Source organism: Methanoculleus sp. 10 (genome assembly GCF_913757945.1).
GTDB lineage: Archaea > Halobacteriota > Methanomicrobia > Methanomicrobiales > Methanoculleaceae > Methanoculleus.
In genome coordinates this window covers 54185-78107 of sequence record NZ_CAJYDP010000010.1, presented here as the reverse complement: position 1 = coordinate 78107, position 23923 = coordinate 54185, and the positions used below count along the sequence as shown (strand labels likewise).

The 23923-nt window shown below is 63.5% G+C and carries 18 protein-coding genes; 12 read left to right on the top strand and 6 right to left on the bottom strand.

Annotation, left to right across the window (positions count from 1 at the left end):
* Positions 1–539 precede the first annotated feature (539 nt).
* The 3 genes from QZ408_RS12255 (at position 540) to QZ408_RS12245 (ending at position 8719) form a co-directional block, all read left to right on the top strand.
* Positions 540–1490 carry a DUF3344 domain-containing protein gene (locus QZ408_RS12255; RefSeq protein WP_292491890.1) on the top strand — a complete coding sequence of 317 codons (951 nt, stop codon included), beginning with the start codon at positions 540–542 and terminating at the stop codon, positions 1488–1490.
* Positions 1491–1883: 393 nt separating this feature from the next.
* Positions 1884–7634, top strand: coding sequence for a DUF3344 domain-containing protein (locus QZ408_RS12250; protein WP_292491889.1), 5751 nt, complete (start codon positions 1884–1886; stop codon positions 7632–7634).
* Between the two features lie 2 nt (positions 7635–7636).
* Positions 7637–8719, top strand: a complete 1083-nt coding sequence (locus QZ408_RS12245; RefSeq protein ID WP_292491888.1) for a hypothetical protein — start codon at positions 7637–7639, stop codon at positions 8717–8719.
* A 312-nt stretch (positions 8720–9031) separates the two neighbouring features.
* Here QZ408_RS12245 and QZ408_RS12240 read toward each other — a convergent pair whose 3' ends face one another.
* The 6 genes from QZ408_RS12240 to QZ408_RS12215 form a co-directional block, all read right to left on the bottom strand.
* On the bottom strand, positions 9032–9391 hold the full coding sequence (locus QZ408_RS12240) for a DUF86 domain-containing protein (protein ID WP_292491887.1): 360 nt from the start codon (positions 9389–9391) through the stop codon (positions 9032–9034).
* Positions 9381–9701 (bottom strand): nucleotidyltransferase family protein, encoded by a 321-nt coding sequence (locus tag QZ408_RS12235; protein ID WP_292385023.1) that lies wholly within the window; start codon positions 9699–9701, stop codon positions 9381–9383. The genes QZ408_RS12240 and QZ408_RS12235 overlap by 11 nt, the downstream gene beginning before the upstream one ends.
* Before the next feature lie 296 nt (positions 9702–9997).
* A complete protein-coding gene (locus tag QZ408_RS12230) occupies positions 9998–10933 on the bottom strand; it encodes a nucleoside recognition domain-containing protein (RefSeq protein ID WP_292491886.1) in 936 nt (311 codons plus the stop codon).
* A gap of 309 nt (positions 10934–11242) precedes the next feature.
* Entirely contained in the window at positions 11243–11518 is a 276-nt protein-coding gene (locus QZ408_RS12225; RefSeq protein WP_292395692.1) for a winged helix-turn-helix domain-containing protein, read from the bottom strand.
* Positions 11518–12165 (bottom strand): hypothetical protein, encoded by a 648-nt coding sequence (locus QZ408_RS12220; protein WP_292491885.1) that lies wholly within the window; start codon positions 12163–12165, stop codon positions 11518–11520. Before QZ408_RS12220 ends, QZ408_RS12225 begins: the two co-directional genes overlap by 1 nt.
* A 376-nt stretch (positions 12166–12541) precedes the next feature.
* Positions 12542–12871, bottom strand: coding sequence for a hypothetical protein (locus QZ408_RS12215; protein ID WP_292491884.1), 330 nt, complete (start codon positions 12869–12871; stop codon positions 12542–12544).
* 216 nt (positions 12872–13087) lie between these two features.
* Here QZ408_RS12215 and QZ408_RS12210 point away from each other — a divergent pair, with 216 nt between their 5' ends.
* The 9 genes from QZ408_RS12210 (at position 13088) to QZ408_RS12170 (ending at position 23811) form a co-directional block, all read left to right on the top strand.
* On the top strand, positions 13088–14086 hold the full coding sequence (locus QZ408_RS12210) for an asparagine synthase C-terminal domain-containing protein (RefSeq protein WP_292491883.1): 999 nt from the start codon (positions 13088–13090) through the stop codon (positions 14084–14086).
* The gene (gene gatC / locus QZ408_RS12205; protein ID WP_292491882.1) at positions 14076–14345 is read left to right on the top strand and encodes an Asp-tRNA(Asn)/Glu-tRNA(Gln) amidotransferase subunit GatC; all 270 of its coding nucleotides are present in this window, start codon (positions 14076–14078) and stop codon (positions 14343–14345) included. The genes QZ408_RS12210 and gatC overlap by 11 nt, the downstream gene beginning before the upstream one ends.
* Entirely contained in the window at positions 14346–15647 is a 1302-nt protein-coding gene (gatA, locus tag QZ408_RS12200; RefSeq protein ID WP_292491880.1) for an Asp-tRNA(Asn)/Glu-tRNA(Gln) amidotransferase subunit GatA, read from the top strand. It begins immediately after the preceding gene.
* On the top strand, positions 15644–17059 hold the full coding sequence (gene gatB / locus QZ408_RS12195; RefSeq protein WP_292491879.1) for an Asp-tRNA(Asn)/Glu-tRNA(Gln) amidotransferase subunit GatB: 1416 nt from the start codon (positions 15644–15646) through the stop codon (positions 17057–17059). The genes gatA and gatB overlap by 4 nt, the downstream gene beginning before the upstream one ends.
* 6 nt (positions 17060–17065) lie before the next feature.
* Positions 17066–19861, top strand: coding sequence for a DNA topoisomerase I (locus QZ408_RS12190; RefSeq protein ID WP_292491878.1), 2796 nt, complete (start codon positions 17066–17068; stop codon positions 19859–19861).
* Between the two features lie 4 nt (positions 19862–19865).
* Positions 19866–20558 carry a phosphoglycerol geranylgeranyltransferase gene (locus QZ408_RS12185; RefSeq protein WP_292491876.1) on the top strand — a complete coding sequence of 231 codons (693 nt, stop codon included), beginning with the start codon at positions 19866–19868 and terminating at the stop codon, positions 20556–20558.
* 3 nt (positions 20559–20561) lie between these two features.
* Entirely contained in the window at positions 20562–21260 is a 699-nt protein-coding gene (locus QZ408_RS12180) for an RNA methyltransferase (RefSeq protein WP_292491875.1), read from the top strand.
* A 22-nt stretch (positions 21261–21282) separates the two neighbouring features.
* Complete coding sequence (gene dcd / locus QZ408_RS12175; protein ID WP_292491874.1) at positions 21283–21840, top strand: dCTP deaminase; 558 nt, start codon at positions 21283–21285, stop codon at positions 21838–21840.
* Between the two features lie 135 nt (positions 21841–21975).
* Positions 21976–23811, top strand: a complete 1836-nt coding sequence (locus QZ408_RS12170; RefSeq protein ID WP_292491873.1) for a threonine--tRNA ligase — start codon at positions 21976–21978, stop codon at positions 23809–23811.
* Positions 23812–23923: the final 112 nt, after the last annotated feature.

The window sequence follows — 23923 nt, the reverse complement described above, 5'->3', positions numbered from 1 at the left end:
CAGGGGCCCCGTTGAGCGGGTCCAGGCATTCAGTGTAGCTGGCACCGGAAACGGAATCATGGAAGCGAGAGTTCCGGTCCCAACCGCAGAATGCTCCTGATCATCTCCACGAACCCTGCCGGATTAACCCCATCCAGGACGGTTCGGACGCGGCTTCTCCGCATGAGGTCGTCCTGAAACTCCCCTGCCATGAAGGAGCGCCGCCCCCCGGTGGGTATACCTGGGTGTGCCTGGAGGGGACCGAGGCGCGTCCGGGAGAGACACGAAGATGCTATCAGAACACGCAACCCTTACCTGAATGCCGTGTTTCGAACAAGTACCAGGACAGATCCCGATGCCGGTTGAGATAGAGAGGAGAAACTTACGTATGGCTTGCTCCTGCCTGTATCAGCACGGGCGTAGCAGCCCGGCGAGCATTGTAAAAACAATTTATTTTAACACTTAGTGTTAAATAAAAAGATTTTTGCCATACTGGGATCATCCACTGCTTGCCGGGAGGCTGGACACTCCCGGAACCACAAACAACCTGGAAGTGAACAATGAAGACGAACATACAGCGCATGCTGGCATGCATGCTCGTACTGACGGTGGTGTGCGCATTTGCGCCACCGGTGTCGGCAGATCCGTACCTGGGCGGAGACCCCCTGGTCACCGCGAACGGGTCGACTGGGGTAGTCTCCGGCGGCCTCTGGTTCGACGCGTACCCGGGGTTCGAGTACGCGCACACGAACCCGATCGAGTATAATTTCACCCTGCCGTGCGATCCCGGGAATGTCACCTGGGCGCGGCTCTATGTAGACACCTACATAGGGAACATGCAGGCGAATTACCCCCTGAACACGACCGTGGAGTTCGACGGCGGAGCGGGTTACGCGACGCTCGGTTCCGAGATCATGAACACGACCTATTCGTTCCCCATGGGCAGCGGTGACGATGGGACCGTCTGGTTCAGCAACCACTTCAACAGGGTGACGAGCGACTGCCTGGTGTGGTACGACGTGACCAATGCCATCAGCTCGTCGAGCGTTTCGGCACGGGTGCAGACCCACAAACCGGACGGTACCCAGCCATTCGACGGCAGGGTAAAGATGATCACGCTGGTGGTGGCATATGACGATCCTGATTCCGGGAAAACAATACACTACTGGGTGAACCAGGGCCACGACACCGACTCCTACGTTGCCGATGATGAGGGGTACTCTTACATCGGGGAGACCGATTTCGGTACATCAGGGTTCTCAGCCGTCAATGCAAACCTCACGGCCATCTACCTGGCGAGTTACAACGGGAACTACGCCTTCAACGGCAACACCCTTGCCTGGAGCAACCCCCAGCAGGGGTCGTACTTCGGCTACCAGAGCTGGGACGTCACCAACTACATCACCGGCGGAGACAGCACGATGACGTTTGACCGGAACTCCACCGACTCCGGCTCGTACAGCGGCTACTTCAAGATCCCCCTCACCCTGCTGACGGTGGAGGAGGAGTGAGCGCGCACCTCCGCGACGACGATGTCGTGACAGAACACCTGTTCCGGATTGAGGCAAAAGACGCGAAATCGGCGGTCGACCCGGAAGGCTGACCGCCACACCCTTTTTTCGGCCGGGCAGAGGACCGGCGGACTGCCGGCTCTCACACCCCGGCGGGATCTGGCCATAGGCTGGACGGTTCGCCTTTGCGTGGCACGAATATAAAAAATACGTACCTAAATTAATACATTTTTTATTAAAGTGATGATCCAGTATGAACGATCTCAATTTATATATTACGAAATACTATCTTCCGATCGTCCAATTTGACTATCGGCGCCCTCTCCGATCGCCGGGGAGGGGCGCCAGTGCTGCCGGGCGAGATGAAACGATGAAGAAGGAGCTTGATAGAAAATGCAACGAAGATTGCTGATTGTTTGTATCGCTGCACTGCTGTGCATGACCACGCTCGCCGCGCCCGTAGCGGCGGCAACGACCACCGAGACGTTCCAGGCGGACGCCGATGCGTATATTCGATGGGGCTTTCTCCCAGCAAATACGAGTTATGGTGATTCCACGAGTCTTTTTGTTCGGCAATCCGGCGATCCCTGGGGTACCTCGGGTGGAACACTCTACAGGAGTCTTATCCACTTCGACCTCTCTTCGATTCCCGAGGGAGCGACGATCGAATCGGCGACACTCTATGGTTATATGACCGCCAGGAAGGGTGATAGGGAGGTCGCCGCGTACCGCGTGATCGAAGCATGGGACGAGTCCAATGTCACCTGGTGCAATGGACCCTCCAACGATACGCAGCCGACCGACGTAATTGACCCGGGTTCAGCAGCGAATGTCTGGATTGCGTGGAACGTCACACAGGATTTACAGGCATATGCGGAAGATACCCCAAATTATGGATGGAAACTTGCGTCTCCCGACGAATCAGTTACCTCCACGGAACAGAGGGTTCAACTGGCAAGTCGTGACTCTTCCGACGCCACACTACGCCCCTACCTGAACGTAACCTACTCCACCGGGGGTGCCGGGCCCGCCCTGACCATGATCGAGGTCTCCCCCGCGACGGCGAACCTGGCAGTCGGCAATAAACAGCAATTCACAGCCACCGCGAAAGACCAGAACAGCAACGAGATGACCAACGTCGCTTTCACCTGGTCGAGCAGCAACGAGACCGTCGGCACGGTGAACGGAACCAGATTCTTCACCGCCCTTGCGGCGGGGACGACGACCGTCACCGCCGCTGCGGGGAGTGTGACCGGGACCGCAGAGGTGACGGTGACCCCAGCCGCCCAGATCGACCTGACTATCGCCGGCGTCGTGAACCCGGCGCCCGGCAGCGCGGTCTTTGCCCGAGAACCAAACCGGGTTCAGATCAGGAGCGTCAAGAACATCGGGACTGATACCGCGACCGATATCGTGATCGCCCTGTACGCGAGCGACGTCGCCAACGGCACCGTCGCGGTCAACACCACGACCATCGAATCGCTCGCGGGCGGTGCCCAGATCGCCATCACCACCATCATCGACCCGACGATCCGCAACCTCCAGGGCGGTAAGGTGAGATACACCGCCATCATCGATCCCGACAACCTCATCGCCGAGACCGATGAGACCAACAACATAAAGGTCGGTTTCGCTGATAAGGAAGTTCTCTACAACGGCTACAAGGGCAAGATGTACTGGGAGGGCGGTAGCAACGTCACGACGGTGCGGACCTACGACCTCCGCGGCGACATCATTCACTCCTTCGGCGACAGCCAGTACATGTCCGGTAGTTTCGGCAGCGAGGGCTGGACGAACTACACTGTGACCTGGACGGCGGGCGACCTGCCGCTCCCGGCGGGCGCGACGGTTCACGACGCCTGGCTCTACGTGCCCTACTGCTGGGACAACACCCACTCGGCGCCCGACAACGTCTCGATCGACTTCAACGGCGTCCGGGTCCCCTACGTGAACTGGTACAACGATGTCTCGAACTTCGGGGCATACAGAGACCATGTATACGGCCTGCTGACCTACAACGTGACCGACCTCTACCAGACGGGCATCAACAACACAGCCCTCTTCGCACGAACAGACACCAACGCCAAGATCTCGCCGGCCGGGTTTACCCTCGCCGTGATCTACGAGGACTCTTCCGCCACCCGGAAACAGATCTTTGTCAACGAAGAGTTCGATCTCCTCGGCGCCGACGAAGGTAACTATGGTACGAGCATGGAGGAAGCGACGGCGTACGTACCGTTCTCCGGCGCGACCATCGACACGGGGAGCGTCGTCCGGGCGAACCTGACGACGTTCGTCCCGTGGGGCAACGACGGCGAGGGCAACCTCTACTTCAACGGCGAACAGGTCGGGACGAAGGTCTGGAACTACGGCCCGCGGGCGGTCGGCGCCTCCGACAACCCGCAGGTGGCCGTCGACGAGCGCGAGGTGACGGCGTACCTGAACGCGACCGGGAACGAAGCGGCAGTCCAGGGAGATGATACCTGGAAATCGCCGTGTATGGTCGCGGCACAGACCTTCCTCGTGGTGGAGTATGCCGGCGATTCCCCCGGTGATGCACCGGTCGCAGCATTCACCGTAACTCCCCTGACCGGGCTTGCACCCCTCTCCGTCACCTTCGCCGACGCCTCGGCCGGCTCCCCCACCGCATGGTCATGGGAGTCGCGGCCATCTGGAACCGGCGAGAGTTGGACTGCATTCTCCACCGACCGAAACGCGACATACACCTTTGAAGCGGGGGCCTACGACATCCGGCTCACCGCAAGCAACGCCTACGGAAGCGACACCGCAACGAAGACCCAGTACGTCTCGTCATCCGCAGGGGCAAAACGCCTCGCCACGGTTCAGAACGGCACGGTCTCCGGCGATCTCTACGTGGGAGCGTACGGAGAATTCAACACCGGGGCCTCGTATACGACGAACATATTTAACCGGACGTTCACTCTCCCGGCATACACCGATATACAGTGGGCACGGCTGTATACGGTCGTATATGCTTCAGGTACCGATAACCGGGCGGGAACCGCGACCGTCAAATTCGACGGCGGCGGTAACGGCACATACGATACGCTCGGTACCGAGACCCTCGCCACCGCCGGGGACAGCACAGCCAACGTCTACCCGGTCAACGATCACGTGAACCGCCAGTATTCGGACTACATGCTCTGGTACGATGTGACCGACCGGATCAGTTCACAGAACCCGAAAGCAGAGGTCATCTCAATCCCGGTGGCATCCAACTTCGACGGCCGCATCAAAGAGCTCGTCCTCGTGGTCGCTTACAATGACGGCGACGACGACGAAGTACACTACTGGGTGAACGACGGGCACGACTACCAGGCAAAAGACGCCAGCGGGGTGACCTCGACCTTCGCCACCGGCGGACTCGCCGCCGGCTGGGCGGATGCAACCCTCCGAAATGTCATGCTCTCTTCCAGAGACGCCCTGTATACATTCAATGGCGCTGCCTATACGGGTGTGGACTCGACAATTACCTTTGGAACGAACACCTGGGACGTCAAGAACGACCTGACCGCCGGCAGCGACAGCAATTTCACGTACGTACCGAACGGCGGATCGTATAAGACCACGCTTGCAACACTTGCCGTAAAATACCCGGCCTCCGGCGGGGACGCCCCCGATCTCACGATCTCGACCCTCGCGTCGAACAACGGTGAAGTCTTCTCGGCGTCCGAGAACACCTACACTGCTAAGATCACGAACATCGGCACCGCCGATACCGGCGCGTTCGCGGTCGAATTCAACGTCAGCAGCGTAACCGGCACGGTCGCCGTCGATAGCCTCGCCGCGGGCGCGAACACCACCGTCACCTGGACTGACGAGACCGTGCGGGCTGCGGGCGACATCGTGATGATCGCCGCCGTTGTCGACCCCGAAGACCTCATCGGAGAATTGAACGAAGAGAACAACCGGCAGAGCATCGAGAAGACTGTCGTCCACAACGGCTACCGCGGCATGCGCTGGACCGACGGCGGGGACATCACGACCGCGAAAACCTACGACGTTCGCGGCGACCTCCTCTGGTCGGCCGGTGACGGCGCCTACCTCTCCGCCGGCACCAACTGGGCCGACTACACCGTCAACTGGACAGCCGGCGATCTCGCAGTCCCCGCGGGCGCCACGATCGCCGGCGCCCGGCTCTACGTCCCCTACACCTACGACAAGGGTCCGATCTTCCCGGAAAACGTCCTCCTGACCTTCAACGGCGAAGCCGTCGAGCAGGACGCCTTCTATGTAGATGAGAAGATGTGGGGCACTTCGTATCCCTACGGCATGACCATCTACAACGTCACCGACGCCTTCAGCGTTGAGGACAACACAGCCATCCTCGCGAACACCTTCCCCGGCGGCGGGAACGTCTCGGTCCGCGGGATGCTGCTTGCGGTCGTCTACGATGACGGCACCACAGCCCCCCACACCATCGTCATGAACGAAGGCTTCGACCTCCTCTACGGCGGCGCAGCCCAGTCGACCACCCCCGAACAGGCGACGGCCTACGCACCGTTCTTCGACATCGAGACCGACGGCGTCCGGAGCGCCACCCTGATCACCGTCGCCCCCGGCGCCGGACCGACCGAGGGCGACCTCCTCTTCAATGACCAGATCTGGACGGACGTCTGGAACTACACGGGCACAAGCCAGATCGGCGTCGACGAGCGCAATGTGACCTCGCTCCTCGCCGGCGAGAACACTGCGGCGTTCCGGAGCAGCGCCGACTGGATGGAGGCTGCCGCAGCCTTCCTGATCGTCGAGCATGCCCCCGCCCCTGGCAGCATCGCGGTCGTCTCGACTCCTGCGGGTGCCGCCGTCTATCTTGACGGGGAGGAGACCGGACAGGTGACCGACTGTACCCTCGAGGACGTCCCGGCCGGTGACCACGTCATCACCCTGAAACTCGACGGCTACGCCGAAGCCTCGACGCCGGTCACGGTCGCCAGCGGCGAGACCGCAGAGGTCGACCTCGCCCTGACCACCCTGACCGGCAGCCTTGCCGTCACCTCGACGCCCGCCGGCGCCACGATCTTCATCGACGGCGCCGATACCGGCGAAGTCACCAACGCAACCCTCGACGGGATCGCCGTCGGCACCCACACCGTCACCCTGAAGGAGGACGGCTACGCCGACACCACGGCTGAGGTCACCGTCGCGTATAACGAGATCGCAACCCTCCACCGGGACCTCGTCGAGGCCCGCGGCAGCATCACCGTCGCCTCGACGCCCACGGGTGCGGTGATCTGGCTCGACGGCATCGACACCGGCATGACGACCAACGCCATCCTGGAGAACGTCGCGGCCGGCGAGCACACCGTCACCGTGAAGAAGGCCGGTTACGCCGACGCCTCAATGATCGTGACGGTCGTCGATGATGGAACCGCCGTGGCCCACTTCACCCTGACCGAGCCGGCCGGGAGCATCGTCGTCACCTCGTCGCCAGACGGCGCGGCGATCTTCCTCGACGGTGTGGAGACCGGCGAAGCGACCGACACCACGCTGACGAACGTCCCGGTCGGCACCCACACCATCCGGGTGAGCCTTGATGGCTACCTGGACGCAGAGGAGACCGTGACCGTCGCCTCGGGAGAGATCGCTGCCGTTCACGTCGACCTTGACACGTCGGCGATCACCCTCCAGCCCGGCTGGAACTTCGTCTCGACCCCGAAGCGGCTCGCCGCCGGCCAGGACACCATCGCGATCTTCGATGGCGTGGAGACCGACGGGCGCCCGGTGCTGTATTACAACGGGACTGACCAGTGGGAGGCGATGAGCCGGGAGGAGGCGTTCCGACCGCTCGACGGGATCTGGATCTTTGCGAATGGCACCTACGAGATCCCGCTGGCCTTCGCCGCCGCTTCGAACTCTCCGCCGCCCACAAAATACCTCGATGCGGGCTGGAACGCGATCGGGTTCACCGACACCGTCCCCGCACCCGCGGCCACCACGCTCCGGTCGGTCGAGACTACCTGGGTGACTCTCTTCGGCTGGAAGACGAACGAACAGGCCTACGACGTCTCGTTCATCCGCGGCGATACCGGCCGGCACAGCGAGATGCGGGAGCTCTCCCCCTTCCGGGGCTACTGGCTCTACATGAACGACGCGGATACCCTCGCCGCCATCGGGGCGTGACGATGAAATTCCAGCATGGAATGACCCTGATCCTCCTCCTGGCCCTCGCGACCGGGGTCTCGGCGGCGGAGGCTTCCCCCCCCACGTTCCCTCACGATTTCTGGGGCAGTGTGACGATCGACGGTGCCCCGGCACCCGCCGGGATCACTATCACTGCCACGATCGGGGAGACGACATACGGTTCGATCGTGACGACGAAGGCCGGGGAGTACGGCAGTTCCAGTCGGTATGAGGGAGGTCGCCTGGTGGTCAGTGCGACCGACGGCCATGCCGGTGAGACGATCACCTTCCTGGTCAACGGGCGGGCGGCGCGGGAGACGGCCCCCTTCACACCGGACAGCACGACCCGCCTGGACCTCTCCGTTGCCGGGGGGAGCACGCCCACGCCCGGCAACGGCGGTAACGGCGGCGGAGGGGGACCGTCGGGATCCTCCCCCGACCCCGTAGAGACTTCCCCGGCGGTGCCCGTCGGGCAGGTGTCTCTCCCCCTCTCGGAGACCGGTGAGGTCAGCGAGTCGGTGACGGTCAGGACCGGCGACGGTGCCGGCTTGCTGACTGTCGGCGAGGGGACGCGTGCCCGCGACAAAGACGGAAACCCGCTCGGCGAAGTGACCATGGCGCGCGCCGACGCCGCCGGGCTGCCACCGGCCCCCGGGGGGACGACAATCGGGTTTGCCCTCACCTGCGGACCGGCCGGCGCCACCTTCGACCCGCCGGCCACCCTCACCTACACGCTCTCTGAGGAAGAGTGGGGGAGGAACGGCGACCCCGCCACCCTGCGGGTGATGTGGTACAACCCCGGGACCGGCGCTTGGCAGGAGGTCCCCGCAACCGTGGACCCGGCAACCCGGACCGTGACGGCGCGGGTCTCGCACTTCAGCCTATTCGCCCTGACGTGGGTCGACGCACCCCTGGCGAAGGCGACCGCCGCACCAGCCGCCGCGACTCCCGGCGGTGAAACCCCGTCCGGACCCGGTTCGCAGCAGCCCAAAGACGGCGAAATTCCGTGGGCGCTCATCGCGGCCGGGGGCCTGGTCGCCGCCGGAAGTCTGGCGGCGGGATGGTACTTCCTCAGGAAGCGGTAACCCCGCACCCTCTTCTTCTTCGCCCCGGGAACGATCCCGGGGAATCTTTCAGGAACGTGGACCGAGGAGCCCCCCGGCTTAAGCCGAGGGAGGAATCGGCCCTCACCATGTTCCCACACACTTTCACGGCCCAACGAACGGTGGATGCTGCTCGCCACGATGGAGTGGTACAATGCAGCCTGCAACGCCGCCTCGCCGGTTGCCTTTTTCTGAGCGGCAGTTTTCCAGCATCGGTTTGCAGAAGCGGCTGTATCGCCAGATCAACAAGGCGCTCGCCCCCACCAACGGTGTCCGGGCCGGGTCCTGCGGCCCTTATTCGGTATCCCCTGACGGTGTGTCGAGTTCGGCAAGAATTGCCTGCACTCGTGGTTCGAGGGCCGTGACCTCGTTCTGGAGAATATTCCAGACGATCCTCCTGTCGACCTCAAAATAAGCATGAATCAACTTGTCCCGTGAACCGGCAATCAGCCGCCAGGGAATCTCCGGGTATTGTTCTTTCAGGGGTTCGGAGATGTTCTTCGTCGCTTCCCCGATGATCTCGATGGAGCGGACGATTGCACGTTGCCGCACCGGATCCGCAAGCAGCCTCTCATACGTCAGTTCCCTGCCGACTTCACGGAGAAATGCAATCTCGTCCGCGATGTGCCGAAGAAAGAGATCGTCACGCCTCACACCAGACGACCTCCTTCTCGATATACGATCGGAGATGTCGGCTGAGTCCCTGCTCGGTGACGAGGTCCACCCGGCGGCAAAAGAGGTCCTCAAGGTAGAACGCGAGTTCCATGAAGTTCCGGAACGTCGTCTGTCCGGGTGCAAACTCGACCAGCACATCCACATCGCTCTCGGGCCGGTCTTCGCCGCGGGCGGTCGATCCGAAGAGGCCGATCTTCGCCACGCCGAACCGCTCCCGGAGCAGCGGGAGTGCTTCTTCCAGCCTGTCAACGAAGATGCTCTTCTTCTCCCGGCGGACCTGAGCTTCCATACGGGTTCTGCTCCCTCCTGATCGTACCTGGGAGCGAGGAGATGATGAAGATTGCCCTGCGGAGGCAGGAGATGAGTATCGGGACTTCTTTCTTGATTTGATCGTCTGACGCACGCTGTTCTTGCATTGTCAGCGGAGAGCTCGTTCCAGTGGGTAACATATAGTTCTTCACCCGGCAGTACAGACGGGGCTCAACAAATCCGTATAATGAAGTACTGAGACCGATTCCGGGAAAGCCTCCGAACGGCCCGGAGGCTTTCCCCGGCACCCCCCGGGCATGGTAACCCCGCACCCCCTCAGAACAGAAGAAACACCAGCACGACCGTGACCACCTTCGCGGCCATGCTCGCCACGTACGTGACCAGCGCCACCCTGACGCCGAACCGGCCGAAGAGCGAGAGGTAGAGCGGCACCGAGTACTTGATGTAGATCATGGTGATGACCACCATGCTCCCGAGGACGAGCGTGACGAGCGCCGTCTCGAGCGTGAGGATGCCGCCGGAGAGGAGGGACGCAACGATCGCATAGCCTGCCGAGAAGTGAACGAACTGGGCTACGAGCGCCGCGGCGCTCTCCCCGGGGAGACCGACGGCCCTGAGGAGCGGGTCGAACGCGGCGGCGACGCCGTCCATGACGCCCGTGGCGGAGAGAAGGGAGAAGATGATCAGCGCGGCCAGGGTGACGGGGACGACCCGACGGAGCGTCGGGACCGCCTTCCTGCACCCGGTGACGACGACCTCGCGGTTGAGCGCGAGCGCGGCCGCGGGGGCGGCAGGGACCGGGGCCGGCGCGCGCGCAGGGACCGCGAGGAACCGGCGGCTGTAGAGGAGGGCGAAAAAAGCCTGGATGCCGCTCGAGAAGAGGTTCAACCCGGTATAGATTCCCCCGACGACCGGGCCGAGGAGAACCAGGGCCGCAGGGAGCTGGACGCGGAAGAGCGACTCCCCGAGGACCACCGGGAACGCACCCATGATGAGGACCGGGATCACCTCCCGCTCCGTCACCGTCCCGTCATGGTAGTAGCCGGCGAGCATCGACTTCCCCGCAGTGGCGTTGACCCCCATCGCGATGACCGAGAGGATGCACGCATCGGAGAGGCCGGAGACCCTGCAGAACGGCCCGGTGAACGACGCAAGCCGGGAGAAGATCCCGGTCTCGGCAAGGATGTTCGCGACGACGATGCCCGCGGTTACCAGCAGGACGGCATTCACCGCGGTGGAGATTATCAACACATCCCTCCCTCTCTCACCGTCATCTTTCGTGCTCCCCGACGTACCTGCATCGGTATTACGATCTACTTTAATTTATATAATAAATAGTACCGATAAGTTAGACCGAACACACTGGCTTCACCCTGGAAGGTTCCAACGCGGCAGTCGTGTAGATCAGGCTTAAGCGTCGTTGCTTCGCACCTTCACGCGAAGTGCGAGATCCCACCGCGATTCAGGCACTGTAAAACGGATTCCGAGAGTATACAATCGACCTCCAGCGACAATGGAGTAACACTCGATAGTGTGAAGCATCCCCCAAGGCCCCACACGTTACAACTTGAACCGGGGAGCGGTATCGAAGAGCTTCTGGTACAGCGAGCTGAAGAGTGCGATGTACTCCCCGGCCCTCTCGGTGGAGACGTACCGGGTCTTATCCCCCTCGGCCACTCCGACGAGATACCCTTTTTCCACAAGAAACCCGATATACTCCTGGCCGGTCTTTGAGTTCAGGTCGCACCGGTTGATGATGCCGGTAAACGACTGCGGTGTTCTGCAGAAGACCAGGATCTCCCAGTAGATCTCAAACGCCGTCCTGCGCCCGCTCATTACCGATCCAGCTCCAGCGTTTCTTTCAGGAGAGCCTCAGATTCCCCGATCTCGTCAAGCCTTTCGTCCCAGACCCTTGCGAACCGGGAGAAGTAGTAGGAGGAGGCAAGGCTGACGAGGGCAACCCCAAGCGTGAGGAGCATGAAAGGGATGACCAGGTAGTTGTTGAGGGTGAAGACGATACCGTCTGTTGAGACGGACAGGTGTTCCAGGCTGCCGAGGACCCCGAGGACAAATGAACTGACGCCGCCGAGCGTGCAGACCAGGATCATGGTGCGGATGGTTGCGCGGTTGTCGCGGTAATGAGAGAGCATACTTACGATAAGACGGGTGAGAGCCTCGTCCGAGATCTCACTTCCCTTCTCATCCAGGTCGTCCTTGATCGTCTCGATCCCTTCAAAGATCCTGACGCTGGTGAGAAGCCAGGTGAAGCCCGTAAGGGCGGCAACAAATGCGATGAACAGAATTACCGGCGAATAGATCACATACGGCGCAGTAGAGAAGGTCTCGTAGATGGAGATCGCTTGCCCGATGATCACGCTGATGCCGAAGGCTATCACAAGTGCGGCAAAGACAATGTTCGCGATTGCAATAACATAGAAGTGCCGGATCTCGCTTCTGAACCGGATGAGTGCTGATTCGTGCATGGGGGGTATTCACCGGTCTATCTATCTATTCGCGTTCTGCAAATAAAGGGCATGAAACTAAGATACGTATCGGTGTTCCGCAGGCGTGTCCAGCGCAGACAGTCGATACCGACCGACCTCTCGCTCGCAATGGTATAAAGAGACGGAATTCCAGTTAGAGCAGAGCGCGACACCCCGCCGAGTGGAAGTGTGCAATCAGACTCAAATGACCAGAACGGCCGGAATCCGGGTCGGCGGGGGTTCGCATACTTCTAGTTCAATAGTGCAATCACCGACACCGATCCCTTTTTGAGGCGGCCGGAACCTCCGGCGGATCGCTGCCGGCAGGTGGACCGCCTGGTCAAGAAACTCCGGCCGCTCTGCCTGCGAACGGCTTTCAGGCGGAGTGCACCATCGCATCCCGCTCAGCTGCTGTGATATCGTGCAGGAGCCCGGCGGAGAGGTCGGCGATCGGGTAGTACCCGCCGCCGGCGCGCTCCGCAATAGCCCGGCAGTAACCGAGCCGGAACCCTGCAAAAGAGTTCCCGGTCTCCTCGGTATCGATCACCACCGTCCGGATGCCCTGCGACCGGATCTCCCCGGCGATGCCGAGAATCTCGGGGCGCACATCGCCGGATATGGGGACGTTCGCCCGCCCGTCGGATATGACGACCATCATCGGGATCACCTCGCCGTTCTTCTGCCGCTCCTGCAGGAGGACCTCCATGCCTTCCGCGAGACCGGCGGCAAGCGGCGTCTTCCCGCCCGGTAAGAGAGCATATCCGGCTGGAATCGTTGAAAGACCGGACTTTTTGCGCTGTACGCGGTGCGTATATTTATGATTCAACAGGCGCAAACACTGATACTGATCCGTTTTTTGAGGCGACCGGGTACTGCGGCAACCTCATGGCAGCCACCTGCCGGATTACAGGACATACCGACCATGAACCTGAAGGGCTGGATAGAACGTGACGGAGTGCGGCTCTCCCCCGCCGACGTGGAGCGGATGCTCGGGGAGGGGCCGGAGGCCCTCACGCGGTGCGGCGGCGAATTCCTGCTCACCCGGGACGACTGCATCGCCCGCGACGCCTTCGGCATCATGCCCGGCCCTGTCCCGCCCGGGACCGTCTGCTGCGGCGGACGGGAGGCTGCCCGGATAGCCCCCGATCCCCCGCCCTGCACCCTTGAGGAGGCGATCGTCACCGCGGTCGACCTCCGGAGCGACGAGGGCGTGGTGGCGTTCTCCGGCGGCGTCGATTCGGGCCTCATCGCCGGGCTCGCCGGCCTCCCCTGCGTGGCGGTGGGAACCGAGGGATCGCACGATGCCCTATGGGCGGCGAAGGCCGCCCGGACGATGGGGCTCGACCTTGAGATCGTCACTCCAACAGAAGAGGAGGTCGCGGAGGCCATCCACCGGGTGGTCCGGGTTATCCCCGACCCGACAAACCCGGTCGACGCCTCGATCGCGACGACCCTCTTCTTTGTCGCCGCCCGGGCCGCCGAGCTCGGACATACCCGGATCCTCGCCGGGCAGGGGGCAGACGAGCTCTTCGGCGGCTACGCCCGCTACCTCTCCTCCCCGGACCTCGCGGCGGAGCTCGAACGGGACATTGCGGACCACGAGCGCCAGAGGGCGCGGGACCAGGCAGTGGCGGCGCTTCATAAGGCATACTTCTCGATGCCCTACCTCGACATCCGGGTGGTGCGCGCAGCAAGGTCGATCCCCGCAGGCGAGAAGGTGCGCGGAGGGGTGAGAAAGCATCCCCTGCGAGCGGTCGCACAACGGCACATCCCCGCCGAAATCGCCCGGGCCGAGAAGAAAGCGATGCAATACGGGAGCGGAATATGGCGGGCGATACAGCGACTCTCCTGTCAAAACGGTTATAAAAAGTCGGTACAAGGGTACTTAACGGAGATCAGTAGGGCAGAACATGGTAACTGAGAGCGATATAGAGCATATAGCAGAACTTGCGGATATCGGCATATCGAGAGACGAGGTGCCGGAATTCACCAGACAGTTCAACGCGATCCTCGAATACTTTGAGGTCCTCGACACCGTAGAGGGCGAACGCGCCCCGGCGGATGGGATCACGAACGTCTTCCGGGAGGACGAGCCCCGGCCCTGCCTCCCGCAGGAGGCGGTCCTCGCAAACGCGGGGTCGACCGAGAACGGGTTTATCAAGACGCCGAGGGTGATGTAAGTGGCGGGAACTCTCGACTTCTCGCCGGACGACCGGTGCAACGCCTTCATCACCACCTGCCGTGAGGCACCGTTCTCCGACGGTGCGCTCGCCGGTGTCGCCGTCGCGGTCAAGGACAACATATCGACGGCAGGCATCCGGACCACCTGCGCATCGAGGATCCTTGAAGGCTACGTCCCGCCCTACGACGCCCACGTCATCGAACTCCTCCGGAAGGAGGGGGCCGCCATCGTCGGCAAGACCAACATGGACGAGTTCGGCATGGGCTCAACCACCGAGACGAGCGCGTTCGGCCCCACCCGAAACCCGGTCGACCCGACACGGGTGCCCGGCGGCTCGTCCGGCGGGAGCGCCGCCGCCCTCGCCGCAGGCCTCGTCCCGATGGCGCTCGGCACCGACACCGGCGGTTCGATCCGGTGTCCCGCAGCGTTCTCCGGGGTCGTGGGGCTCAAACCTACCTACGGCCGGGTTTCCCGCTACGGCCTCATCGCCTACGCGAACTCACTTGAGCAGATCGGGCCGATGGCGCGGACGGTGGAGGACGTATCGAAGTTGATGTCGGTGATCGCGAAGTACGATCCCCGCGACTCGACGATGCTGGATCGGCCGTACGACCACCGGCCGTCGGCTGATATCGCCGGCCTCCGGGTCGGCGTCCCGGAGGAGTACTTCGGGGAAGGCGTGGACCCCCGCGTCGCGGAGACGGTTCGGGACGCCATCGGCGTCCTTGAGGAACTCGGGGCCAGGACGGTGCCGGTGAGCATCCCGGGCATGCGGTATGCGCTTGCGGCCTACTACGTCATCTGCACGGGCGAGGCCTCCTCGAACCTCGCGCGGTTCGATGGCGTCCGCTACGGCCCGGCAGTCGACACCAGGAAGTCCTGGCATAACGCCTACCAGGAGATCCGGCAGGCGAACTTCGGGGCCGAGGTCCGGCGCCGGGTCATGCTCGGCACATTCGCCCTCTCGGCCGGCTACGCCGGCAGGTACTACGCGAAGGCCATGGGGGCCCGGCAGAAGATCCGGCAGGACTTCGAGCGGGCCCTCCGTGACGCAGACGTCATCGCCGGCCCGACGATGCCGACCGTGGCCTTCCGCCTCGGCGAGAAGACCGATCCGCTCTCGCTCTACCTCGCCGACATACTCACGGCACCGGCGAACCTCGCCGGGATCCCGGCGATATCGGTCCCGTGCGGCAGGGTTGACGGCCTCCCCGTGGGCCTCCAGCTGATGGGAAGGCAGTTTGAGGACGAGCGCGTCGTCGACGCCGCCTATGCCTACGAGCAGGAGGTGAGGGCATGAAGACGATCGTCGGGCTTGAGATCCACGTCCAGCTCGCGACGGCGACGAAGCTCTTCTGCGGGTGCTCGACGGACTACCGCGACGACGGACCCAACACCCACTGCTGTCCGGTCTGTCTCGGGCTCCCCGGGTCGCTCCCGCGCCTGAACAGAAAAGCGGTCGAGTACGGTCTACTGGTGGCAAAGGCCCTCGGCATGAGGGTGCTGGAAGAGTCGGAGTTCGCCCGGAAGAACTACTTTTACCCCGACCTCCCGAAGGCCTATCAGATCACCCAGTACGACAAACCGCTCGCGGTCGAAGGGACCATTGAGATCGAGGACGATGAGGGGCACGAGAAGATCGTCCGGATCACCCGGGTGCACCTCGAGGAGGACCCGGGACGACTCGTCCACGTCGCGGGCGCCTCGAAGTACTCGCTCGTCGACTATAACAGGTCGGGCATCCCGCTCCTTGAGATCGTCACCGAGCCGGATATGCGCTCCCCGCAGGAGGCGCGCCGGTTCCTCAACAAACTCAGGACGATCCTCGAGTATCTCAGGGTCTTCGACGGCGACCGGGAGGGGTCCCTCCGTGTGGACGCAAACATATCGCTCGAGGGCTCAGAAAGGGTCGAGGTCAAGAACATCTCCTCGTACAAAGGCGTCGAGAAGGCCCTCACCTTCGAGGTGACCCGGCAGAAGAACCTGCGCCGGCGCGGGCAGACGGTGACGAGGGAGACCCGGCACTTCATGGAAGGGCGCGGGATCACCACATCCGCCCGCGGCAAGGAGGAGGAGCACGACTACCGCTACTTCCCGGAACCCGATCTGCGGCCGCTCCGTGTCACGGATTGGGTCACGGAGATTGACCTTCCCGAACTTCCCGCCGCCCGGAAGAACCGGTTCATGGCGCAGTACGGCATATCGCCGAACCACGCCCGGACCCTGACCGGCGACCCGAAACTTGCCGACTTCTACGAGCGCGTGGCGCCCGTCGACCCGGCCCTCGCCGCGACCTGGGTGGCCGACACCCTCCTTGGGGAGCTCAACTACCGCGACATGAGCATCGCCGCCGTCCCGGCCGACCGCATCGCAGAACTCCTCGGCCTCCTCAGGGCGGAGACGGTCACCGACCGGGCCGGCGTCCAGGTCCTGCGGGAGATGCTCGATGCCTGCGCCGCGGGCCGACCCTCCGAGAGACCCGCCGCGATCGTGAAGCGCGAGAACCTGGGAAGAACCACGGGAGACGACTTCTCTGCGATCGTGCGGACAGTGATCGCCTCAAACCCGCAGGCGGTGGAAGACTACCATGCCGGCAGGAAAGGAGCCCTGAACTTCCTCGTGGGGCAGGTGATGAAAGAAACCCGCGGCAGGGCGGACCCGCGGGAACTCGGGCGAATCGTATCCGAATGCATTGAGAAAGGCGAGGTGTAATCCGCAGTGCACCTGATCATAGCAGAAAAGAACATCTCAGCAAACCGGATCGCGCAGATCCTCGCCGGCAACGAGAAGGTGAGGGCGGTCAAGGAGGGGAGCGTATCGACCTACTCCTTCGACAACAAGACGGTGGTGGGCCTCAAAGGGCACGTGGTGGAGGTGGACTTCGAGCCCGGCTACACGAACTGGAGAAGCGAGATCCACACCCCGCGAAGCCTCATCGACGCCGGTACCGTCAAGAAACCGACCGAGAAGAAGATCGTCAACCTTATCCAGAAACTCTCAAAGAAGGCGGACCTCGTCACCATCGCCACCGACTACGATACCGAAGGAGAACTGATCGGGAAGGAGGCCTACGAGCTCGTCCGCGCGGTGAACCCCACGGTCAGGATCAACCGGGCCCGGTTCTCCGCGATAACCCCGGCGGAGATCCGGACCGCCTTTGAGAACCCAACAGACCTCGACTTCGCGCTCGCGGCCGCCGGCGAGGCCCGCCAGACGGTCGACCTGATGTGGGGAGCGTCGCTGACCCGGTTCATCAGCCTTGCGGCGCGGCGCGGCGGTAAAGACATCCTCTCTGTCGGCCGGGTCCAGAGCCCGACGCTCGCGATGATCGTGGACCGGGAGCGCGAGATCGAGAACTTCGTCCCCCAGACCTACTGGATGCTCACGCTTGTGACCGAGAAGGACGGCGTGCCGGTGGAGGCGCGGCACACCGCCGGGCGGTTCACCGACCACGAGGCGGCCCTCGCCGCTAGAGCGGGGACAAAGGAGCCTCTCACGGTCACGGACGTCAAAGAGGGGCAGAAGACCGACCGGGCGCCGACACCGTTCGACACCACGACCTTCATCGTCGCGGCGAGCCGCCTGGGCCTCTCGGCGGCGAACGCCATGCGGATCGCCGAAGACCTCTATATGAACGGGTACATCTCCTACCCGAGGACCGACAACACGGTCTACCCGAAGTCCCTGAACCTGAACGGCATTCTTGAGACGCTCCGGGGAGGGGTCTTCGATGCGGACGTCGCCTGGGTGCAGCAGCACCGGCGGCCGGTCCCGACCCGGGGCAAGAAGGAGAGCACCGACCACCCGCCGATCCACCCGACGGGATCGGCGAGCCGCGAGGCTCTCGGGCAGGACCGGTGGAAGGTCTACGAACTCGTCGTCCGGCGGTTCCTCGCGACCCTCTCTCCCGACGCGACCTGGACGACGACGAAGTGCCTCTTCGACGCCTCCGGCGAGCCCTACACGGCAACGGGCGGGCGGCTCCTCTCGCCGGGATGGCGCCGGGTCTACCCCTACTCGGAGGCGAAGGAGAATATCCTCCCGGCGTTCGTCCCGGGCGAACGCCTGCCGATCAGGAAGGTGAACCTTGAGGAGAAGCAGACGCAGCCGCCGGCGCGCTACTCCCAGAGCAGGCTCATCCAGGTGATGGAGGAGCTCGGCCTCGGCACGAAGAGCACCCGGCACGAGGTGATCGGCAAACTCGTCTCCCGCCGCTACGTGGAGGGGAACCCGCTCCGCCCGACCCTCGTCGGGAGGGCCGTCACGGACGCGCTCGACAACCACGCAGAGACGATCACCGAGCCCGAGATGACCCGGACGCTTGAGGAGCATATGCAGCTCATCAAGCAGCGCGAGCGGTCCCGCGACGACGTCGTCATGGAATCCCGGGGGATGCTCCACCAGGTCTTTGACAAACTCGAAGCGCACGAGAAGGAGATCGGCGAAGAGATCATGGAGCAGACCGCGGAAGAGCATACCGTCGGCCCCTGCCCGGTCTGCGGCCACGATCTCCGGATCCGGCACCTCGGCGCCTCCCAGTTCATCGGGTGTACCGGCTACCCGGAGTGCCGGTTCAACATCAGCCTGCCCGGCAGCACCTGGGGGAAGGCGATCCGGACCGACGAGACCTGCGAGACGCACGGGCTCTCCCACGTCCGCCTGATCCGGAAAGGATCCCCCCCGTGGACGATCGGCTGCCCGCTCTGCAGTCATATCGCCTCGAACATCGAGGCGCTCCGGATGATGCCCTCGATGACCGACGACCTCGTGCAGCGCCTGCACGCGCACCACATCTACACGGTCTCCGAGATCGCGGGCATGCAGCCTCACGACCTCACGGGTGCCGCCGGTGTCGACCCAGAAGAAGCCGGACGGCTTATCCGGGAGGCGGAGGATGCGCTCGAGATCCTCCGGCGCCGGTCGGAACTCCGGAAGTTCGTCCGGAAGATCGTCCCGCCGAGGAAAGGCCGGAGCCATGCGAAGATCACCCGAAGCCTCATCGAGCAGGGGATCGGGGATATCCGCGCGCTCTCGCGGGCGGAGCCTGCGGCCCTGAAGAAGGCCGGCATCGGCGAGACGTCGGCGGCGGACCTCCTCACGGCGGCCCGCGGGCTCTGCAACGAGCGCACCCTCCGGGAGGCCGGCGTCCCCGCGGTCAGCCTGAAGAAGTACCAGGCGGGGGGCGTCGCGAGCCCCGACGACCTCTGCTACCTCCCGATTCCCTACCTCTCAAGCAAAACCGGCATTAATCCGGAGACCGTACATAAACATGCGGATATGGTCTGCAGGCACCTCGGGCGCCCCGCCCCGGCAAAGGTCACCAGGACTGCGCTCGAGCGCGGGCGAAAAGAACTCCTCGCGGTCCCCGGCATCGGGGAGGCGACCGTGGAGAGACTCCACCTTGCAGGCATCTACGACGCCGCGACGCTTCGCGAGGCCGACCCGGAGGAGGTCTCCTCGATCACCGGCATCGCAAAGGCGAGAATCCGCGACTACATCACCCACCTGAAGTGACACCATGCACGCGAACTGGAAGACCTGGGCACACGTGACGAAACTGGACCCCGACAAACACCTCCCGCCGGGCGCCGTCGAGGAGATCGTGACGAGCGGAACCGACGCCCTGATGCTCTCGGGCACCCTGAACGTGACGCGGGAGAACCTCCGCGAACTCCTGGATCTGGTCTCAGCCCACGGGCTGCCGCTGGTGGTGGAACCGGCGAGCCCCGACTGCGCCATATTCGACGGACGGATCGACCACCTCTTCGTGCCGAGCGTGATGAACGCAAGCGACGTCCGCTGGATCGTCGGAAAGCACTACGCCTGGCTCCGCCACGCGAGCAGCATCGAATGGGAGATGGTGGTGCCCGAGGCCTACATCGTCCTCAACCCGAACTCCGCCGTGGGGCGGGTGACGGGGGCGGACTGCACCCTCTCGGGCGAGGACGTGGCCGCGTTCGCGGAGGTGGCGGACCGCTACTTCCGGTTCCCGATCGTCTATATCGAGTACAGCGGGACCTACGGCAACCCGTCGATCGTGCAGGCGGCATCCGATGCGATCGAGCATGCCATCCTCTACTACGGCGGCGGTATCCGCTCGGCGGAGCAGGCGGCAGAGATGGGCCGGATCGCGGACACGATCGTCGTAGGGAACGCCGTCTACGAGGAAGGGATCGATGTGCTCCGGGCGACGGTCCGGGCGGTACAGTGAGGCATGCCTGAGGTCTCGATCGTCCTGGTCGAACCCCTCTACGAGGGGAACGTCGGGTTTACCGCCCGGGTGATGAAGAACTTCGGGTTCACCCGCCTGGTGCTGGTCAACCCCTGCGCGCTTGCCGACGACGCCGTCATGCGCGCCGCCCATGCCCGTGACGTTCTTGACGGCGCCCGCCGGATGACGATCGAGGAGGTCTACCAGGAGTTTGACTTCGTCGTCGCGACGACCGGCGAGGTGAGCAAATCGGTCTGCACCCCGATGCGGATGCCCTACTACACGCCCGCGGAAGTCCGCCAGATCGTTGCCGATATCGACGGGACGGTCGCGGTCCTCTTCGGGCGGGAGAACTGGGGCCTTGCAAACACCGAACTCGTACGGGCGAACCTCATCTGCACCATCCCGACATCGGAGGCGTATCCCATCCTGAACCTCTCTCACGCGGTGGGCATCCTCTGCTACGAGCTGGCGAACCTGCCCCGCGGGACCTACCTTCTCGCGGGACCGGTCGAGATGGAGTCGCTCTACCGGCACATCGAGACGTTCCTCGACCGGATCGACCACCCGGACTTCAAACGGGAGAACACGATGGTCCTCCTCCGGCGTGTGCTCGGCCGGACGAAGCTGACCGTTCGCGAGGTGAGCACGCTGCACGGGCTGATGCGCCGGACGGAGTGGCATCTCGAAAACAAAGAATAGGTTCGAGGAGAGATATAAGGGAATGATTCTTGTCGACTGGCAGATAGAAGACCGCATCAGGCACGGGTATATCCAGGTGGATCCCTACGATCCCGGCCTGATCCAGCCCAACTCCCTGGATATCAGGCTCGGATCCCACTTCGTCTGGTACGTGCCGGGGGATACCGTGATCGACCCCTACGAGAAGGAGAGCGTCTGTTCGGACGTCGAGGAGATGGTGGCCGACTCGATCGTCCTCGCGCCGGGGCAGTTCCTCCTCGCCGAGACCCTGGAGACGATCGAACTCCCCGACGACGTCGTGGCGAGCATCGAGGGGAAGAGCAGCATCGCCCGTCTCGGGATCGAGCTCCACCAGACGGGGGGCTGGATCGACGCCGGGTTCCGGGGGACGATAACGCTTGAGATGTGCAACGTGAACTCCAGGCCGGTCCGGGTCTACGCCGGGATGCCGATCGGGCAGCTGGTCTTCTACCGGACGGATCGCGCCGCGCGCCCATACAACCTGAAGAAAGACGCGAAGTACATGGGCCAGCAGCAGGCGACCCTCTCCCGCTACCACGAGAATGCGCGCCGCGCGTGATGCATACCGCCGGCAGTCCGGAAAACCCCGCGCATTCCGCCCCCGTCGAGCGGGGTGCCGGGTGCTCCCGCCCGGAGAGCGTTATGCACTATATAGCAGGAAAACAGATATTTAACGGTTCAACTGGGGATACCAATGCGACTTCTTCTGATCCACTCTGACCATATCGAATACGAGGCCCGGAAGAAGACGAAGGTCGCCGAAGAGGATGCGGTCCCAAAGGACGCTCTCGATGAGGCGCTCGCCGTCTTCTGCGCGGTTGAGTCTGTCGACGAGGAGAATATCGGGGATGCCGTCAGGCAGGCGGCGGACGAGATCGTCGCCACCGCCCGGCAGCTCGGCACGACCAATATCATGATCTACCCCTACGCCCACCTCTCCTCCGACCTTGCATCGCCGGAATCGGCAGTGAGCGCTCTCCGGGGCATCGGGGAGGCTCTTTCCAGGGAAGACGGCTTTGTTGTGAAGCGGGCGCCGTTCGGCTGGTACAAGGCCTTCTCGCTCTCCTGCAAGGGCCACCCGCTCTCGGAGCTCTCCCGGACGATCGTGCCCGGGGAAGGAGCGGCCGCCCCGAAGAAAGAGATCGAGCACGAGTTCTTCGTCTTCACTCCCGAAGGGGAACGCAAAGATGCGGTCGCCTACCTGAATGAGAATACGCCCCTCGCCGCCCTGATCCGGAAGGAACTCGGGCACCCGGGGCCGGAAGGGGTCGAGCCGGTTCACGTCGACCTGATGCGGGCGAAGGAACTCGTGGAGTACGAGCCGCGCTCGGACGTCGGGCACCACCGCTGGATGCCCCGGGGCAAGCTGATCCGGGACCTTCTTGCCGACTACGTCCTTGCACGGGTGCTCGAGTACGGCGGCATGCCGGTGGAGACCCCGGTGATGTATGATCTCGGCGACCAGGCGATCGCGGAGCACGCCGCCAAGTTCGGGGAACGGCAGTACCGGTTCAAGAGCGGCAACCGCGATATGATGCTCCGGTTCGCGGCGTGTTTCGGCATGTTCTCGATCATGCACGACATGCACATCTCGCCGAACACCCTCCCGATGAAGCTCTACGAGCTCTCGACCTACTCGTTCCGGCACGAGCAGAAGGGCGAGGTGATCGGGTTAAAGCGCCTCCGCGCCTTCACGATGCCCGATATGCACACCCTCTGCCGTGATGTGGACGACGCACTCGCGAGCTTCGAGGAGCAGCTCATGATGGGCTGGAAGAGCGGCGAGGACCTCGAGACGCCGCTTGTGGGGGTCTTCCGGTGCACCCGGGACTTCTTCGACCAGTATGAACTCTGGGTGAAGGGGATCGTCGCGAAGTCGGGTGTGCCGATGCTGATCGAGATCCTCTCGGAGCGGACACACTACTGGATAGCAAAGGTCGACCTCGCGGCGATCGATGCGCAGGGAAGGCCCATCGAGAACCCGACGGTCCAGATCGACGTCGAGAGCGCAGACCGGTTCGACATCAAGTACTACACCCCGGAGGGGACGGAGGTCCACCCCCCGATCCTCCACTGCTCGCCGACGGGCTCGATCGAGCGGGTGATCTGCGCGCTGCTCGAGAATACCGCGAAGATGGAGGTCCCCTCGCTCCCGACCTGGCTCGCCCCGACCCAGGTCAGGCTGGTCCCGGTGGCGGAGCGGCACGTCTGCTTCGCAGAGGAGATCGGCGCCCGCCTGAACGCCGCGGGTATCCGGGCGGACGTCGACGACCGCGACGAGAGCGTGAACAAGAAGGTCCGCGAGGCCGGGATGGACTGGGCGCCCTACGTCGCGGTGATCGGCGACCAGGAGGCCGAGACCGGCCGGCTCACGGTCACCATCCGGAAGCTCTCGGAGAAGAAGAAGCCTTATAAGGAGATGATGAGCGAGGACGAGCTCATCGAGGCGGTGAAGATGGAGATCGCCGGAAAACCCTTCCGCCCGCTCTACACCCCTAGGCTCCTCTCGATGAAGCCCCGGTTCATTTAATCCCTTTTTCACGGGGCCGGGCCGATCAGTCGGTCCTGCTCATCTTTTCGTTCACCCCGAACACGCCGATTCGACCTTCATCAAGGCCACCAATCGGACTTTTGTCGCCACG

Coding starts and splice junctions, on each gene's coding strand:
- QZ408_RS12170 (WP_292491873.1), top strand. CDS start 21,976: ATGCGACTTCTTCTGATCCACTCTGACCATATCGAATACGAGGCCCGG.
- QZ408_RS12185 (WP_292491876.1), top strand. CDS start 19,866: ATGCACGCGAACTGGAAGACCTGGGCACACGTGACGAAACTGGACCCC.
- QZ408_RS12235 (WP_292385023.1), bottom strand. CDS start 9,701: ATGGAAGCTCAGGTCCGCCGGGAGAAGAAGAGCATCTTCGTTGACAGG.
- QZ408_RS12245 (WP_292491888.1), top strand. CDS start 7,637: ATGAAATTCCAGCATGGAATGACCCTGATCCTCCTCCTGGCCCTCGCG.
- QZ408_RS12250 (WP_292491889.1), top strand. CDS start 1,884: ATGCAACGAAGATTGCTGATTGTTTGTATCGCTGCACTGCTGTGCATG.
- QZ408_RS12255 (WP_292491890.1), top strand. CDS start 540: ATGAAGACGAACATACAGCGCATGCTGGCATGCATGCTCGTACTGACG.
- QZ408_RS12225 (WP_292395692.1), bottom strand. CDS start 11,518: ATGAGCGGGCGCAGGACGGCGTTTGAGATCTACTGGGAGATCCTGGTC.
- QZ408_RS12220 (WP_292491885.1), bottom strand. CDS start 12,165: ATGCACGAATCAGCACTCATCCGGTTCAGAAGCGAGATCCGGCACTTC.
- QZ408_RS12180 (WP_292491875.1), top strand. CDS start 20,562: ATGCCTGAGGTCTCGATCGTCCTGGTCGAACCCCTCTACGAGGGGAAC.
- QZ408_RS12215 (WP_292491884.1), bottom strand. CDS start 12,871: ATGGAGGTCCTCCTGCAGGAGCGGCAGAAGAACGGCGAGGTGATCCCG.
- gatC (WP_292491882.1), top strand. CDS start 14,076: ATGGTAACTGAGAGCGATATAGAGCATATAGCAGAACTTGCGGATATC.
- QZ408_RS12210 (WP_292491883.1), top strand. CDS start 13,088: ATGAACCTGAAGGGCTGGATAGAACGTGACGGAGTGCGGCTCTCCCCC.
- gatB (WP_292491879.1), top strand. CDS start 15,644: ATGAAGACGATCGTCGGGCTTGAGATCCACGTCCAGCTCGCGACGGCG.
- dcd (WP_292491874.1), top strand. CDS start 21,283: ATGATTCTTGTCGACTGGCAGATAGAAGACCGCATCAGGCACGGGTAT.